The sequence below is a fragment of the Dyadobacter pollutisoli genome (genome assembly GCF_026625565.1).
GTDB lineage: Bacteria > Bacteroidota > Bacteroidia > Cytophagales > Spirosomataceae > Dyadobacter > Dyadobacter pollutisoli.
In genome coordinates this window covers 1841314-1856654 of the sequence record NZ_CP112998.1, presented here as the reverse complement: position 1 = coordinate 1856654, position 15341 = coordinate 1841314, and the positions used below count along the sequence as shown (strand labels likewise).

Annotated in this window: 11 protein-coding genes; 5 read left to right on the top strand and 6 right to left on the bottom strand. The window is 45.7% G+C overall.

Annotated elements, in window-relative coordinates:
- Nucleotides 1-10: 10 nt before the first annotated feature.
- Genes ON006_RS07715 through ON006_RS32105 form a run of 3 tightly spaced genes read right to left on the bottom strand, consistent with a single transcriptional unit; the run spans nt 11 to nt 3374 of the window.
- Nucleotides 11-280: a UBP-type zinc finger domain-containing protein gene (locus tag ON006_RS07715; RefSeq protein ID WP_244819056.1), complete on the bottom strand. Its 270-nt coding sequence runs from the start codon at nt 278-280 to the stop codon at nt 11-13.
- Nucleotides 280-1941, bottom strand: coding sequence for a response regulator (locus tag ON006_RS07710; RefSeq protein WP_244819057.1), 1662 nt, complete (start codon nt 1939-1941; stop codon nt 280-282). Before ON006_RS07710 ends, ON006_RS07715 begins: the two co-directional genes overlap by 1 nt.
- A gap of 32 nt (nt 1942-1973) precedes the next feature.
- Nucleotides 1974-3374, bottom strand: a complete 1401-nt coding sequence (locus ON006_RS32105; RefSeq protein WP_279679519.1) for an ATP-binding protein — start codon at nt 3372-3374, stop codon at nt 1974-1976.
- A gap of 226 nt (nt 3375-3600) precedes the next feature.
- Between ON006_RS32105 and ON006_RS07695 the strand changes: the two genes are divergently transcribed.
- The gene (locus ON006_RS07695; protein ID WP_244819058.1) at nt 3601-4578 is read left to right on the top strand and encodes a phage tail-like protein; all 978 of its coding nucleotides are present in this window, start codon (nt 3601-3603) and stop codon (nt 4576-4578) included.
- 45 nt (nt 4579-4623) lie between these two features.
- Nucleotides 4624-5649 carry a T9SS type A sorting domain-containing protein gene (locus tag ON006_RS07690; protein WP_244819059.1) on the top strand — a complete coding sequence of 342 codons (1026 nt, stop codon included), beginning with the start codon at nt 4624-4626 and terminating at the stop codon, nt 5647-5649.
- Between the two features lie 54 nt (nt 5650-5703).
- Here the strand turns inward: ON006_RS07690 and ON006_RS07685 are convergent, their stop codons facing one another.
- On the bottom strand, nt 5704-6063 hold the full coding sequence (locus ON006_RS07685) for a hypothetical protein (RefSeq protein WP_244819060.1): 360 nt from the start codon (nt 6061-6063) through the stop codon (nt 5704-5706).
- A 119-nt stretch (nt 6064-6182) separates the two neighbouring features.
- Between ON006_RS07685 and ON006_RS07680 the strand changes: the two genes are divergently transcribed.
- From ON006_RS07680 to ON006_RS07670, 3 genes are all read left to right on the top strand, one after another.
- The gene (locus tag ON006_RS07680; protein WP_244819061.1) at nt 6183-6932 is read left to right on the top strand and encodes a DUF72 domain-containing protein; all 750 of its coding nucleotides are present in this window, start codon (nt 6183-6185) and stop codon (nt 6930-6932) included.
- A 28-nt stretch (nt 6933-6960) separates the two neighbouring features.
- Nucleotides 6961-9681 (top strand): DNA ligase D, encoded by a 2721-nt coding sequence (gene ligD / locus ON006_RS07675; RefSeq protein ID WP_244819062.1) that lies wholly within the window; start codon nt 6961-6963, stop codon nt 9679-9681.
- A gap of 69 nt (nt 9682-9750) precedes the next feature.
- Nucleotides 9751-11166 (top strand): glycoside hydrolase family 30 protein, encoded by a 1416-nt coding sequence (locus ON006_RS07670; protein WP_244819063.1) that lies wholly within the window; start codon nt 9751-9753, stop codon nt 11164-11166.
- Nucleotides 11167-11375: 209 nt separating this feature from the next.
- On the opposite strand, the gene ON006_RS07665 is transcribed toward ON006_RS07670, so the two are convergent.
- Together ON006_RS07665 and ON006_RS07660 are read right to left on the bottom strand one after the other, a co-directional pair.
- On the bottom strand, nt 11376-14915 hold the full coding sequence (locus ON006_RS07665) for a VCBS repeat-containing protein (protein ID WP_244819064.1): 3540 nt from the start codon (nt 14913-14915) through the stop codon (nt 11376-11378).
- Nucleotides 14912-15331: a hypothetical protein gene (locus ON006_RS07660; RefSeq protein ID WP_244819065.1), complete on the bottom strand. Its 420-nt coding sequence runs from the start codon at nt 15329-15331 to the stop codon at nt 14912-14914. The genes ON006_RS07665 and ON006_RS07660 overlap by 4 nt, the downstream gene beginning before the upstream one ends.
- Nucleotides 15332-15341 lie beyond the last annotated feature (10 nt).

Below are 15341 nucleotides of genomic sequence, written 5' to 3'. Positions count from 1 at the left end.
TTGCAACTGTTTAATCATAGGTCACGAAAGATTCATCGGCATAGCACCACAGCCACTTTTCTCCCGGCTCGGCAGAAGATGCTACCGGATGACCAGTTTGATGAAAATGCTTCGTCATATGCTGGGAGGGCGAGCTGTCGCAACATAATGTGGCGCCGCAAGTCTGGCAAGTCCGGAGATGTACCCACCAGCCATCCACTTTCTTACATTCTTCGCAAACATGCTCCACAGCGGTTTTGATCTCAGTGATCTCAGTGATATGGTTACAAATCTGATCCATTATACTTCGCTTAAATATTGATGAACAAAACTGATTGACATGGAGCCTTCGCCTACCGCAGATGTAACCCGGTTCATAGCCCCGGCCCGAACGTCACCGGCTGCAAAAATGCCCGGGGAGCTTGTTTCCAGTAAGTAGGGATCGCGCTCGGCTTTCCACACCTGCCGGAAATTGTTATAACCCTTCATATCGCGGCCTGTTTCAATAAAACCTTTGTTATTCTTGATGATTTCCAGTCCCACCCAGTCAGTGTAAGGCTTTGCGCCAATGAAAATGAACAAGGCATCTGCCGGTACGGTACGCTCCTCGCTCGTATTCAAATCCACCAGTTTCAGCGCTTCCAGGTGATCTTTCCCTTGCGCCTCGACGATCTCGGTACAGCCCAGGATACTGATATTGTCGGTTCCTTTGATCTGGTCGATCAGGTAGGACGACATAGAGGATGTCAGGTCGTTCTTACGGACGAGGATGTAGACATTCCTGGCAAATTTGGACAAATACATCGCTGCCTGCCCCGCGGAATTCCCGCCGCCGAGTACATATGCATCCTTATTACCACAGGAACTCGCCTCTGTACTGGCAGCCCCGTAATAAATTCCTTTTCCCGTAAACTCTTCTATACCCTTGGTTTCCAGCTTTCTATAATCCACGCCGGTCGTAATAACCACAGCTTTGGCATTGATCTCGCTGTCGTCGCCCAGTACAATGGTTTTATATTTGTCCTTTAATTTAATCTCTTTTACAAATTGCGGGGAAAGAAATTCGGTACCAAACCGGGTCGCCTGCGTGATCGCCCTACGCGTGAGGTCAGCGCCGCTCAGCCCCATAGGAAACCCGAGGTAATTCTCTATCCTTGAACTCGTTCCGGCCTGTCCGCCCGGTGCTTTTCTCTCTATTAATAAGGTACTCAATCCTTCCGAAGCTCCATAAACCGAAGCCGCCAGCCCAGCGGGCCCTGCGCCGATGATCACCACATCGTATATCTGCTGCTTGGTTTTCGCATTGAGTCCTATCCGCTCAGCAATGTCGATCAGAGATGGTGTTTTTAACAAAGTACCGTCTTCAAATATGACCACTGGAAAATCGACAGGGCAAAGCATATTAGTAGCGGCGATTTGCTTTCCGGCCTCATTGGACTCCACATCCATCCACGAATATGGCACCAGATTACCAGCCAGAAAGTCCTTGATCTCGTGCGCCTTAGGTGAAAATTGGTAACCTATCACTTTAATACCTTTGAAATCCGGACGGTAGTTTGCCTGCCAGTCGTGCAGCAACTCATCGATGGCCGGATACAGCTTTTCCTCTGGCGGGTCCCAGGGTTTCATCAGGTAATAATCCAGCTGCACGTCATTAATCGCCTTGATAGCCGCATCGGTATCCGAATAGGCCGTGAGCAGTACCCTTTTCGCAAACGGAAAGAGTACCATTGCTTTTTCTAAAAAATCAACGCCCTGCATTTCCGGCATGCGCTGGTCAGAAATGAAGATCGCTACTTCCTCGCCTTTGTTTTGAAGTTCGAGCAAGCTTTCCATCGCTTCGCTGACGGAGGAAGTGCTAAGAACCCTGTATTTGTCGCGGTAATGAGATTTGAGGTCGCGGCTGATCGCCCGCAGAACCTGTGGATCGTCGTCAATAGAGAATATGATGGGCAAACCCATAGTTGAGACCTTTTTTAAAAATGAAACCTAAATTATCCATTAATGGGAAAACAAACCAAAAATTCTGTTTTTCCGCTTTCTGTGTGCAATGTAACCGAGCCATGATGCTGCTTTACAATGCGCATAACCACATCCAGCCCCAGCCCCGTTCCCTTTCCGATCGCTTTGGTAGTAAAAAAAGGATCGAAAACTTTGGAACGTACCTCTTTTGGAATACCCGGACCATTGTCGCAAATCGACACTTTGATAAACTCCTTGTCACGTTGCGTAATGATTCTGAGCTCGGGATCAGGCTGGTTTTCGAGTGCATCGATCGCATTGTCGATCAGGTTGGTCCATACCTGGTTCAGCTCCCCTACCATCGCTTTCAAATGTGGCAGGGTCAGATCGAACTCCTCAACGACCCTGATATTGCCCGTTTTCAGCTTGTGATTAAGCATCGTCAGCGTATTTTTGATGCCGGTATGGATATCGATCACCTCTTTTTCGCCGCCGCGGTCCATGTGCGTGAATGTTTTGACGGATCCTACCAGGTCAGCGATCCGCTTGGAGGCCTCCTGGATGTCCGCTACCATGCGCTCGGTGGTGAGGCTGTTGTTGATCCAGAGCAAAATTGGTGAAAAATCATCCTTGTTGATCTTGTCCTTCAAATCGTCCAGATCTTCTTCGGTAATGCCGAATTCTACCAGATTTTCGGCCATATCATCACATTCTGACACATTATTGAGATCCAGCCAGTCGAGGATCTCGTCTTCTTTTTCCGATCTTTTCATCATCGACAGCACGGGCCGGTTGGTATTGGCCTGTAACGCCATCATTTTTTCATTGATAATGTCTATTTCGGTAGGGGACAAATGAATGGAGATCAACCTTTTAAATGCACCTGGTTGCAACAGCAAATGCTTTTTCAACGAATCAGACCCGCGCACAATGGCAGCAGCGGGGTTGTTGAGCTCATGCGCCAGGCCTGCCGATAATTTGCCCAGGGCCATCATTTTCTCATTCTGCTGTTCGAGCTCGGTAAACTCCCGCACACGAGACGTCATCACGATCACCAATGCCTGCGTGAGCTCGTAATGTGAGATAATGAGCTCTCGCAGCCGCTCTTTCGGGAAAGTCATGAGCTGGGTAGCCTCTACACACTGGCCATAGGCAATACCAATTTTCCCCCTCGAAAAAGGCAAAATTCCCGTTACCGTGCCGGGAAGCAGTTCCGCAATGGTCAGCTTCGTATTATTTTGAATCCGGTACAGCTCAATTCGTCCGCTGATAATGATGTGGGTTCCTTTCAGCGGCTCGCCCGGTGAGGTCATGAAACTACCTTCCGGCAATTCTACATGTTCACTCTGATCAACCATCCATTGCAACTGATCCTCAGGAACATCCTTAAAAACCTCAATGGATTTCAAATCCTTTGCACTGATATCCTTCATGAAAGAAAATTTTGTCGTTAAGTAGTTGACCCAATTTCGACATAATTACTGAACAAAGTTCAGAAAAATCAGGTCAAGCTGACGAAATAAAGGTTCAATTTTGGGTGCCTAGCAGTACTGATTTGTCCATTCGATAATCCGTCTTAGCCGCTTATTCACATTAAATCAATCCTTATTCCCAAAAGGCTATGTTTGCTTGCATTAATGTAACAAACGTAAACAACATATGAAAAAGCTTTTCCTTCTTCTCGTATTATACGGATTCTCTCAAAATCTTTTTGCCCAGGGCGTTGGGATTAACACTACATCACCTGATCCCAGCGCAGCCCTGGACATTCAAAGTACCAATAAAGGGATTTTGATCCCCAAAGTGGCTTTGCAGTCGCTGACCGACAAGACGACTGTTCCCTCCCCTGCCAATTCACTGATGGTCTACAATACTAATGCATCATTGAAATATGGGATTGGTTATTATTTTAATGCAAACACGCCTGTTTCTCCTGATTGGCGTTTCCTTTCAAGTGTGGCGATGCCTTACTATTATGGTGGGAATGAAATTAACGCAATATTTCAAATCGACAATTACAACGGAAATAACCAGAATGCCACTGCGATCAAAGGGTATTCGACTGGAACCGGGGTGGGTGTACACGCAAAAAGTGAATTCGGAAATGCGTTGATCGTAGAAGGGAGAATGAAATTGTTTGGCAGTGATACAAATCCTGGGACTGGTAAAGTTCTCACTAGCGATGCATTTGGCGAAGCTAAATGGGAAGGTGCAGTTGCGTTTAGTATGAGAGGCGTTGAATCTGGCATGGAAATGGTTGCAAAGGATATTAATTATAAAATCCCTTTCAAATCGTCATTTTACGATCTCGACAATAACTACACTAATGCAACTAGTGAGTTTGTTGCACCAGTTGATGGACTTTATCACTTTGACGTGCAAGTTTGTTGGGGTGGTGCGGCATTCACAACCGATTTACAACTGATTAGAGAAAGAAATGGTACCAGCAACACATTGGTAATAAATTCAAATACAAATAATGGCTCTTATTTTACAAGTGTCATTTCAGCAGATATGGACCTTAAACAAGGTGATATTATTTATGTAACTATTACCCATCACAAAGAAATTACAATGCTTTTAGACGCTAGCGCTAATCGAAGTTTCTTCAACGGGAGGCTAGTGATAAAACAATAGTGTCGACAAGGATTGTTTCATCTCTAGAATCAACTTTTCGAAATCATGAATAGATATATAATTCCAATTATAACATTGCTTCTCACAGGAAATATTTTCAAAACGCAAGCCCAATTCACCTCCGGCACCACCTTTCACATCCTCGGTGGGACAACGGCTTCTATCAATGGGTTAATCCTTACTCCAACTGCGGTAGCAGGTCTGACATTAAGTAACCAAATTTTGAATGTGTCCTCGGTGGCAATTCCGGGATCGCCAACCAACAGTATCAATCGGGTTTATGAATTTAATACCCCGATCAATTTCTTCGGAAAGGTTGGTATCAAATATCTGGAATCTGAATTGAATGGGAATGTTGAAGATAATTTGAAACTGGCCTACTATAATGATGAGGAACTTTATGTGACGACCGGACCTACAAGCGGAACCGGGGAAATCGACGTCAATCAGAATCTGGTCTCCCATTCATTCCCGCTTATTTTGACAAAAGACCTGCTCAAAATCACAGCCGTAGAAGCAGGAAGTGAGTTACCAGTCACTTTGATTGAATTTGCCGCTAAAAGATCGGAACAGGAGGCATTTTTATCGTGGAGTACCTCCATGGAAACAAACAGCGACTACTTCGAAATACAGCGTAGCAGCAATGGCAAACAATGGAGCGCACTCGCGCAGATAGAGTCAAATGGTGAAAGCAAAACATTAAAAACTTACACTTACACTGATGTGACTCCGCTACACGGACAAAATCTGTATCGGTTAAAGATGGTCGATAATGACGGCAGTTATACATTCAGCCAGATGAAAAGCCTGTCCTTCAACCTGAACCTGGCCAGCGTTTACCCTAACCCCGTCGTTGATAAACTCAATATCAAAGCTGACGACTGGGCGAAAGTAAAGAATATAGAAGTGTACAACGCTACTGGCCAGATTCAGCAACTAAACAAGCTATCACAAAGCCCCGATTCGCAGATAAGAGAATATGAATTCCGGGAAATGCCAAGTGGCGTGTACTTGATCAAAACCGTCAGAAAGGACGGGACAGAACAAACTGTAAAGGTTCTAAAAAAATAGTTGTCAAAAAAACAAAAGGATCATGACGCGATGGGCATCATGATCCTTTTGTTTTCAGACCGCCCCACCCGTCACAATCCGACTGAACATCTTATACTCGGGAAACCCCGCAGCTGACTCCGTCAAACTGATTTCAACCCATTCGCGCTTAACCTGGTGAACGAAAGCACCATTAACACCCGGGAACAAGGACTTTAAAATCTCCATGGATTCCGCTTCGAGGTTGATTTCCTCACGGCCCAGCTCACTGGAAAAGTAATAGCCCCTGCAAAATCCAGCGGAAGTCTCGAATTCTATTTTCACCAGGCTTCCGGAAATTTCCTGTTGCATTACTTCCACGACAATCTCCTCGCGCAGATCCTCTTCCGTTCCCAAAGTCTCTTCCTGGTCTCCCAGCATATCAATTACACTCATTTTTTCTGGTTTAATTTCAATCTGTTTCATAAGGCCGATTCAAAAACCATTCCAAATCATTGCGTTTCAATGGTAACGGTATGATTATTTTATCCTGGCGATAAGCAAAAAATTTTGCAATGAAAGCGATAGGTAAGATACATATTGGTACTTCCGGATGGAGCTATAAGCACTGGAAAGGAGTGTTTTATCCGCCAAATGTTAAACCAGCATCTTATCTCTCATTTTATGCTGAACACTTTTCAGTATCTGAAATCAACAGTTCTTTTTATAAACTACCATTGAAAAGCACAGTCGAAAAATGGATCCAGCAAGTCCCCGAAGGCTTCCTTTTTTGCCCCAAAATGAGCAGATATCTCAGTCATTTGAAAAAACTGCACGAGCCCAAAGAACCACTGGAACGTTTTTTCAACATTTTCGAACCGATCATAAAGTATCTCGGCCCTATCCTGATCCAGCTTCCGGCTAATCTTAAATTCAATGAAACCGTGGTCACCGACCTTTTTAAAATCTTAAACGACGACTACGGCGATTACAGAGTTGCAATGGAAGTACGGCACCTGTCCTGGTTTTCAGACGAAAGCACAAGCTTGATGAGAAAGTATAACGTCACGCTGGTTTTTGCCCAGTCGGACCGATATCCCTACTTGGAGCAAGTTACGGCAAAAGACATTTTTATCAGGTTTCATGGCCCCCATTCCCTGTATAGTTCTTCGTATTCAGGGAAGGTTTTGGAGGAATATGCGGCCAAATTTATCGACTGGACAAAAAAGGGTCACACCGTCTGGGCATTTTTCAATAATGACGTCGGCGGACATGCGATTATGAATGCTAAAACACTTTTGGGGCTTGTTGACAAGGCCTCTTAACATCATCAACCTAAATCACAAGAAAATCATGAGCCTGGTTAAATACAACGAAAAACGCGAATTTGATAAAACTCCCGAGCCAAAAGGTGGCGAAGCAAAAGCGGAAGCATTGATATTTGTAGTCCAAAAACACGACGCGTCCAGGCTGCATTACGATTTTCGCCTGGAAATGGACGGTGTCCTGAAAAGCTGGGCGGTGCCGAAAGGCCCTTCTACCGATCCTTCTGTAAAAAGGCTGGCGATGATGGTGGAGGACCATCCATACGACTACAAGGATTTTGAAGGCATTATTCCGGAGGGAAATTATGGCGCAGGTACCGTGATGGTTTGGGATTTCGGCACATATGAACCACTCGAAGAAGCTGATTCCAAAGCTGACCAGGAGAAAACGTTGTTGAAAGAATTAAAATCCGGCTCTTTGAAATTCAGATTACATGGTAAAAAACTGAAAGGGGAATTCGCGCTGGTGAAAACCGGCATGGCTGAAAATTCCTGGCTGCTCATCAAGCACCGTGATAAGTATGCGGATGAATCAGATATTACCGAGAAAGACAGGTCGGTTGTTTCCCGCAAGACATTGAAAGGAATAGAAGAACATCCCGACAATATCTACGGCGAGGATACTACTGAGCTTGGCAAATCCGAAAAAGGTAAGAACGATAAAAAAAGCACTGCTGAGGCTAACGAGACATTAGAGAAAGCGAGCGAAAAGGAAAAACCGGCCGACGCTAAAAAAAAAACAAAAGCCATCTTAAAGAAGGCGCCAAAAAGTAAATTCCCCGAGGAGCTTGTCCCCATGCTGGCAACCCTGGTCGACGCGCCATTTGACGACCCCGGGTGGGAATATGAGGTAAAATGGGATGGCTACCGGGCGGTTTCCTTTCTTAACAAGGGCTCGGTAGAGATCAAATCAAGGAACCAGAAATCGTTTAATGACAAGTTCTACCCCATTTACCAGGGCCTCTCCGAATGGAAGATTGACGCTGTTCTGGACGGCGAGATAGTAGTGATCAACGAAAAAGGCCTTTCGGATTTCGGTGCGCTGCAGAACTGGCGCAGTGAGGCTGACGGTGAGTTGGTTTATTACGTTTTTGATATCCTTTGGCTGGACGGCGTCGACCTCACTAACCTATCTCTCACGGAGCGAAAAGCAATTTTGCAAAGCATAGTAACCGACGACAGTCCTGTCAAACTGGGCTACAGCATCGCGGCAGAGGGCCATGCATTTTTTGAAGCTGCTTGCGATATGGGGCTCGAAGGTATTATCGCTAAAAAATCTAACAGTGTTTATTTCCCCGGAATCAGGAGCAAAGATTGGCTAAAAATCAAGATCAATAAGCGCCAGGAGGTCATTATTGCGGGCTATACCCAAAATGCCGGTTCGTCCAAACTTTTCAGCGCACTGCTGCTTGGCGCATATAGCAATGGCAATTTGCAGTACGTAGGCAAGGTAGGAACAGGCTTTAAAGACAAACAACAGAAGGAAATGCTGGCGGCGTTTAAACCGTTGATCACCAAGGAAAGCCCTTTCGAGGAAACACCGGACTATAACAAACCGTCGCGTTTCAGGCCCAATCCCCCCAAAGCCAACGCTACCTGGCTGAAACCAGAATTGGTGTGCGAGGTGAGCTTCACTGAAATTACATCTGACGGCGTTTTCAGGCATCCGTCATTCGAAGGTATGCGGGAAGACAAGGCAGCCAAAGATGTGGTGCGGGAATTCGAAGAGCCTACCCAGGAAATGGTCGAAGACGATGAAAAGGCAGTGAAGAAGAGTGAGGTGATTAAAAAACCTGCAAAGGCGAAACGAAAAACTTTGCTCAATCCGAAAGAAGAAACCCAGGTAAGGAAGATTGATAGCCACGAGGTTAAATTCTCGAACCTCAGCAAGCTCTATTGGCCCAAAGAAAAAATCACCAAACGCGAGCTGATCAATTATTACTATCAGGTGGCACCTTATATATTGCCGTATCTCGAAGACCGGCCCATGTCATTGAACCGGTTTCCAAATGGAATCAATGGCAAGAGCTTTTATCAGAAAGATGTTACCGGTAAGGTTCCGGATTGGGTGGATACATTTCCGTATACCGCCAATGGTGAAGACCAGCAAAAGAACTTTATGCTCTGTAACGATGAGGCTAGCTTGCTATATATGGCCAATCTGGGTTGCATTGATATGAATCCATGGAATAGTCGGACGAAGACGCCGGATAATCCTGACTGGTGCCTGCTGGACCTGGATCCTGATACGACCAATACTTTTGAACAGGTAATACTTACCGCGCAGACGATCAAACAATTGCTGGACTCCATTAAGGTGGATAGTTACTGCAAAACATCCGGCTCCACCGGCCTGCATATTTACATTCCGCTCGGAGCGCAATATAGCTATGATCAATGTCAATTGTTTGCTGAGTGGGTGGCGGGCCGGGTTCAGCAGGAATTGCCTGACTTCACGAGTGTGGAACGAATGACCAAGAACAGAAAGGGCAAACTGTACATTGACTACCTTCAAAACCGCCCCAAAGCGACGCTGGCAGCTGCCTACTCCGTGCGGCCAAAGCTTGGCGCGACCGTTTCCATGCCGCTGTATTGGGATGAAGTCAAAAAAGGATTGCAGCTCAAAGACTTTACCATTGCAAATGCATTGGAAAGGATCAGTAGCGAGGGTGATTTATTCAAGCCGGTGCTGGGAAAAGGAATCGATCTGGAAAAAGTGATCAGCAGGATTGATCTGGTAGAACATTGAAATGATTTCGCGCTATTTTCCAGTTACTTTGCAGCAGTATTCACTGTTCCCTTCTATCTGGACATTGCTATGAAAATTTCTGCTGCCACCATTAAAACCGGCTTGATAATCTTGCTGTTATCCGTCAATTTCCTGTGCTACGGTCAGGCTGGGAAAGGTATCATATCGTACTGGCTTACCAACAGTGACAAATCTGTATTGTTTGAAAAGCAAAAGCCATTAATCATTTCTCAGGACAAACCGGCGACAGGTAAGGTCATTGAAATCGACACAAAGGAAACCTACCAGATCATGGAGGGTTTCGGTTTTACATTAACTGCCGGCAGTGCTTCCCACCTTATTCAAATGAGCAAGGCGGCTCGCGCTGACTTGCTGAAAGAATTGTTTTCCACAGCAGGTACCAAATTGGGAATGACTTATTTGCGGGTAAGTATCGGTGCCTCTGACCTGAACGAAACAATCTTCTCTTACGATGATCTGCCACAAGGGCAAACAGATCCTGAGCTCGAAAAATTTGACCTGGGTCCAGACCGAAAAGATGTGATCCCAGTATTGAAAGAAATTCTGGCCATTAACCCGAAAGTGAAAATACTGGGCTCACCCTGGTCGCCGCCAGTGTGGATGAAAGATAATAATGATACGCGCGGGGGCAGTCTCAAGCCTGAATTTTACAAGGTATATGCCAAATATTTTGTCCGCTACATTCAGGAAATGAAGAAAGAAGGGATTCGGATCGATGCGATCACAGTTCAAAATGAGCCGCTGCATCCGGGCAACAATCCAAGTTTGCTGATGCTGGCCAAAGACCAGGCCGTTTTTGTAAAAAATCACCTCGGACCTGCATTTAAATCAGCAAAACTGGATACCAAAATCATCATTTACGATCATAATGCGGACAAGCCGGAATATCCGATCTCCATCCTGAATGATCCCGAAGCCAAAAAGTACATTGATGGTTCAGCGTTTCATTTGTATGGTGGCAAAATCGAAGCATTGTCGGAAGTTCACAAGGCGCATCCGGACAAAAATCTCTATTTCACGGAGCAATGGATGGGCGCACCGGGCAAGTTTGAAGAAGATTTCCCTAATCATATCAGAGACCTGACCATTGGTTCAACGCGTAATTGGGCAAAAACAGTCCTCGAATGGAACCTGTCGAGTAACCCGGAAAACAGACCTTTCACAGATCGCGGCGGCTGCGACCGGTGCCTCGGTGGCGTCACAATTGACAAAGACAAAGTCACCCGCAATGCCTCGTATTATGTGGTAGCACATGCGTCCAGTTTTGTACGCGCGGGTTCCGTGCGGATCGCATCGAATGTAATTGATAAGTTACCAAATGTGGCTTTCAAGAGGCCGGATGGAAAAAAGGTATTGATCGTGCTGAATGATTCAGACACAGTGCAAACATTTTCGATTCGGGATGGCAAAAACAATGCGTCCGCAACATTAAAGGCGGGTTCCGTGGCGACATTTATTTGGTAAATGGATGGAAATTGGTGGATATGTTACATCCCTACGGGATTTGAATTAGGCATGTCTTCTATATTGCTACCAAGGTTACATCGCTACGCGATTTCAGCGCAAAATTTAAACATTTGCAAAATGCCGTTAGGCATGTAACCTTGGTAGAAAACATTCGATGTAAAGAATCCACAAATCCCGTAGGGATGCAACAAAAACATGCAACACGCTCAAAACGCAACGTTTCTGCTCTTTCCTTGAAAATCGGTGGCGATGACTTTTACCAAACCTTTTGCTGGCAACGAAACTTTCCTGCTGGATTGCGAAAGGTAGCCTGAGCCGTAGTGCAGTTCAAATCTCAATTTCTTGCCATTTAAGTAGGTGCCTTCAATCATTGCATCATTCAATCGTGGCGCAATAATTTTTATGTCTTTCGAAACCGGCACTACGAATGTCTTCAGTGCCGAGTTGTTTTGTGCCGCCAAAACCATTGCGCTGCTATCACTCAATCTCAAATTGGCCAATCCCTTTGCGTCGCCTTCTACCAAAAACCCACTTTTCGCTGCGCTGACCGGGATGAAATCCCCTTTTCCATTACCTGTCAGCAATAATCCATTGAATGCATCGAGCCGACCGCTGATCGATTCGGTAGCGTATGAATTGCCCGTTAGCAGTAAGTCCAGGTGGCCGTCCGCGTTGTAATCGCCGCTGCATAAGCCATATACAGGCCCCAGCTGCGCGGCTGACGGTAATGGTTTTGAAACAAATTGACCATTGCCTTTATTTTCAAGCATGACCGAGTGCATTGTTTCGCAAACCAGTTTTTCAGCGCCTTCCAGTTCCTCAGGTTTGAACACATCACTGATTTTGGCTTTGGAATAATCGGCATAATAGATGAATCGCTTTTTCAGAAAATTCATTTGGCTGGTCATTTCGTCACGCGGATGTACCGAAAATAGATCATTGCCCAGGTACCGGCAAAGAACGGGATCGATGGTCCCGCTTTTATCAAAATCCTTGGCCAGCAATGTCAATGGCTTGTCTTTGGAAGGCTTGTCTTCTGTATTCAACCCTACATTTCCTACAACGTAGTCAATGTCACCGTCTTCGTCGAAATCACCTGAGACAATGCTGTTCCACCACCCATTCATTTTTTTCAAACCCGTGGCGGAGGTAACGTCGGCGAGTTTCCCTCTATTGTTTTTATAAAATAACACCTGCATCCACTCCCCTGTGACGATCAGATCCTGCCAGCCGTCCTGGTCAAAATCAGTCCACAATGCGGATGTTACCATACCGGCGTTTTTCAGATCAGGACAAATACTCGTCGTCACGTCGCTGAATTTGCCGCTGTCATTTCTTAAAATATAGCTTTCACCTGCCATAGGGTACATTCCTGGCGATAGACGCCCTCCCACAAATAGGTCCAGGTCGCCGTCGCGGTCATAATCCGCCGCATTGACCGTTGATCCGCTGCCCGTTGTTTGAGGTAATGCATTCAAATCCAGTTTAAAACCGCCCTTTCCATCATTTTTATAAAGCCTGTCCTGATAATATCGAGAATTGGGCTCGAATTCGTTGCTACCGCTCACCAAATACAGATCCAGATCGCCATCGCCGTCCGCATCGAAGAGCAGTGAACCCATATCTTCTTCATACTTACGGTCGGTGGTAAGCAGTTTGGGAGAAAATTTCTGTTGCTTGTCCTGAATAAAAAAGGAGCCGGACTGATTAAACGCGCCTCCGACATAAAAATCCTCCTGCCCATCCCCATTGACATCCCCTACCGCTATTCCAGGGCCATTTTGCGACAACAAATGCGGCAAAAGCGGCTGGATTTTGAAATCAATATACAGCTCGTCGCGATGCAGATAATTAGTTCCGAGGTTACTTGCTTCCTTAAAAAACGATGCTGACTCGACATTTTGGGAAGATACAAGTGTGCCTGCTTTGGAATAGTCGATTTCCAGAAGCTGATCGGCTTTTATATTTTTTAAAACTTGTGATTTTTGATCAGGCCAAATAATTTTAATGGAATCGATCATTATACTTTTTCCCAAACCAAAATGCAACAAATCTGGCATTGTAGATTGATAACCGCGATAAGGCGACATTTCGGAATACTGCATTTGCTTGCCTGCATAAGTCCAAACTTTTGCTCCCAAACCGGCACGGTTCTGTTTGCTACCATTCAGCTTGATAGTCAGAAAATGCCGGTCCGGTAATGTTTCCGAGCGGTTTTGGTAAATAAATGCCTCCTGATCAATGTTGTTCATCACCAGGTCCAGGTCGCCGTCATTGTCCAGATCAGCATAGGCAGCGCCATTTGAAAAGGACGGAATGTCAAAACCCCAATCGGCAGACTTATTAGTGAAGGTGAGGTCCTTATTGTTGGAAAAAAGATAGTTGGGAATGTGGGCTCCTTCCACTTGCTTCAATGCGTCTGTCAACCGCCGGTCGCTCTGGTTTCCCGACTGCATTTGTTGCTCGTGTTCAGCCATTCTGTAAATCACAAAATCGCGGTTGGTAATGTCTTTGGGATAACCGTTGGTGATCATCAGGTCGCGAAAACCGTCATTGTCATAGTCGGCCAGCAATGCACCCCAGCTCCAATCCGTTGCCTGAACGCCGGAGTACCGGCCCGTTTCGCTAAAAAAAGGCTTGTCAGTGCCTGGACGCACCCCGTTATTATGCTGCAAGGTATTGCGCATAAACTGCGGCTCGTAACCCATTTTTAGCTCGGACAAATGCCGGTCGTAATTCATGAGACCAAACATATTCTTCCGGCGTACATTACCTTCCGGCAACATGTCGACAGTGATAAAATCCACCAGGCCATCGTTGTCAATGTCAGCCGCATCATTACCCATGGCTGAATAGCTCTGATGACGGAAGTAGGCTGCAATCTCGTTTTTGAATGTACCGTCGCGCTGGTTAATGTACAGCAGATCATTGGAAACGTAGTCATTGGAAATGTACACATCCTGCCAGCCATCGTTATTGACATCGACTATCGAAATTCCCAGCCCGTAGCCTTCATCAAGAATATTGGCTTCTTTGGATACATCTGAAAAAGTATTGTTGCCATTGTTTTTGTACAATTTGTCGGCATTGGGCGAAGATCCGTCCGTTACTTTTTTTCTGATATTATTGGGACCTTTCATATTCATCACATTGGTCACCAGGTACACATCCAGGTCACCATCATTGTCGTAATCGAAAAAGGCAGCTTGCGTGGTGTTGCCGCTGTAATCGAGGCCGTATGCCTTGGCTTCTTCGCGGAAAGTATTATTTTTTTGATTGATAAAGAGCAAATTAGAAAGTGTCCCAACGTGAGCCGGCCCTGAACGGCAGACGTAAATGTCCAGATAACCATCCGCATTGACATCGACCATAGCAATACCACGAACCCAGCCTTCCGGAATGTCAATGCCGGATTTGGCGGTAATGTCTTCAAATTGAATGGGTTGGTCTTTGCCTTGCGTTTTGTTGAGATACAAACGGCTCTGCGTCATATTCCCGCCAAAGAACAGATCGGTCAGCCCGTCGTTATTAATGTCGCCCGCGCCTACCCCACCGCCATTGTAGAAATATTCGTAGGTCAGGATATTGAGCTGGTCGTCTTCAATGAGGGTATTGGCAAAATGAACACCGGTTTCTTCTGCCGGGAGCAGTTCAAAAAGCGTTTTTGAGTCCTTTTTCCCACAGCCAGCTAGTGCGGCCAGGCTCAGATAGAGGAGGATTTTGTACCAGTTGGAGATACTTTTCACTTGCCGTTCATTTTAGAAAAAAAGCGGACTTCAAATAATTCCTGATTCTTGCCAGGCAGATATGGTTTCTGGGCTTTTTTCAAAATCAGTTGGTCGCTCGTCAATTTCAGGATCTGAAAACCGCTCAGCCGCTTGCCTAGTGAGTCGGCGTATACGAGGGAATCGGATGTGGGAAGTGTGTACCGGTATTTTTTAGCCTTGTCTTTTTTCCTTTCAATCAAAAATCCGTCCTCGGTGTATTCGAATGTAGACCAATGTTCGTCGAAGGTATTGTTGGTAAAACTAAAACCATTCACAAAGTTATTGATCGAGTCGGTGCGCCAGACACCTTCGAGATTTCGCTCCTTCATGTAGGTAGGAACGTTGCACCGGCACAGGCCTGCGATCAATAACAATGTGAAAATGATTTGTTTCAATTGATAAGAC

Excerpts from the sequence above, each read along its gene's own strand:
- ON006_RS07715 (WP_244819056.1), bottom strand. The coding sequence starts at position 280 with ATGGATCAGATTTGTAACCATATCACTGAGATCACTGAGATCAAAACC.
- ON006_RS07710 (WP_244819057.1), bottom strand. The coding sequence starts at position 1,941 with ATGGGTTTGCCCATCATATTCTCTATTGACGACGATCCACAGGTTCTG.
- ON006_RS32105 (WP_279679519.1), bottom strand. The coding sequence starts at position 3,374 with ATGAAGGATATCAGTGCAAAGGATTTGAAATCCATTGAGGTTTTTAAG.
- ON006_RS07695 (WP_244819058.1), top strand. The coding sequence starts at position 3,601 with ATGAAAAAGCTTTTCCTTCTTCTCGTATTATACGGATTCTCTCAAAAT.
- ON006_RS07690 (WP_244819059.1), top strand. The coding sequence starts at position 4,624 with ATGAATAGATATATAATTCCAATTATAACATTGCTTCTCACAGGAAAT.
- ON006_RS07685 (WP_244819060.1), bottom strand. The coding sequence starts at position 6,063 with ATGAGTGTAATTGATATGCTGGGAGACCAGGAAGAGACTTTGGGAACG.
- ON006_RS07680 (WP_244819061.1), top strand. The coding sequence starts at position 6,183 with ATGAAAGCGATAGGTAAGATACATATTGGTACTTCCGGATGGAGCTAT.
- ligD (WP_244819062.1), top strand. The coding sequence starts at position 6,961 with ATGAGCCTGGTTAAATACAACGAAAAACGCGAATTTGATAAAACTCCC.
- ON006_RS07670 (WP_244819063.1), top strand. The coding sequence starts at position 9,751 with ATGAAAATTTCTGCTGCCACCATTAAAACCGGCTTGATAATCTTGCTG.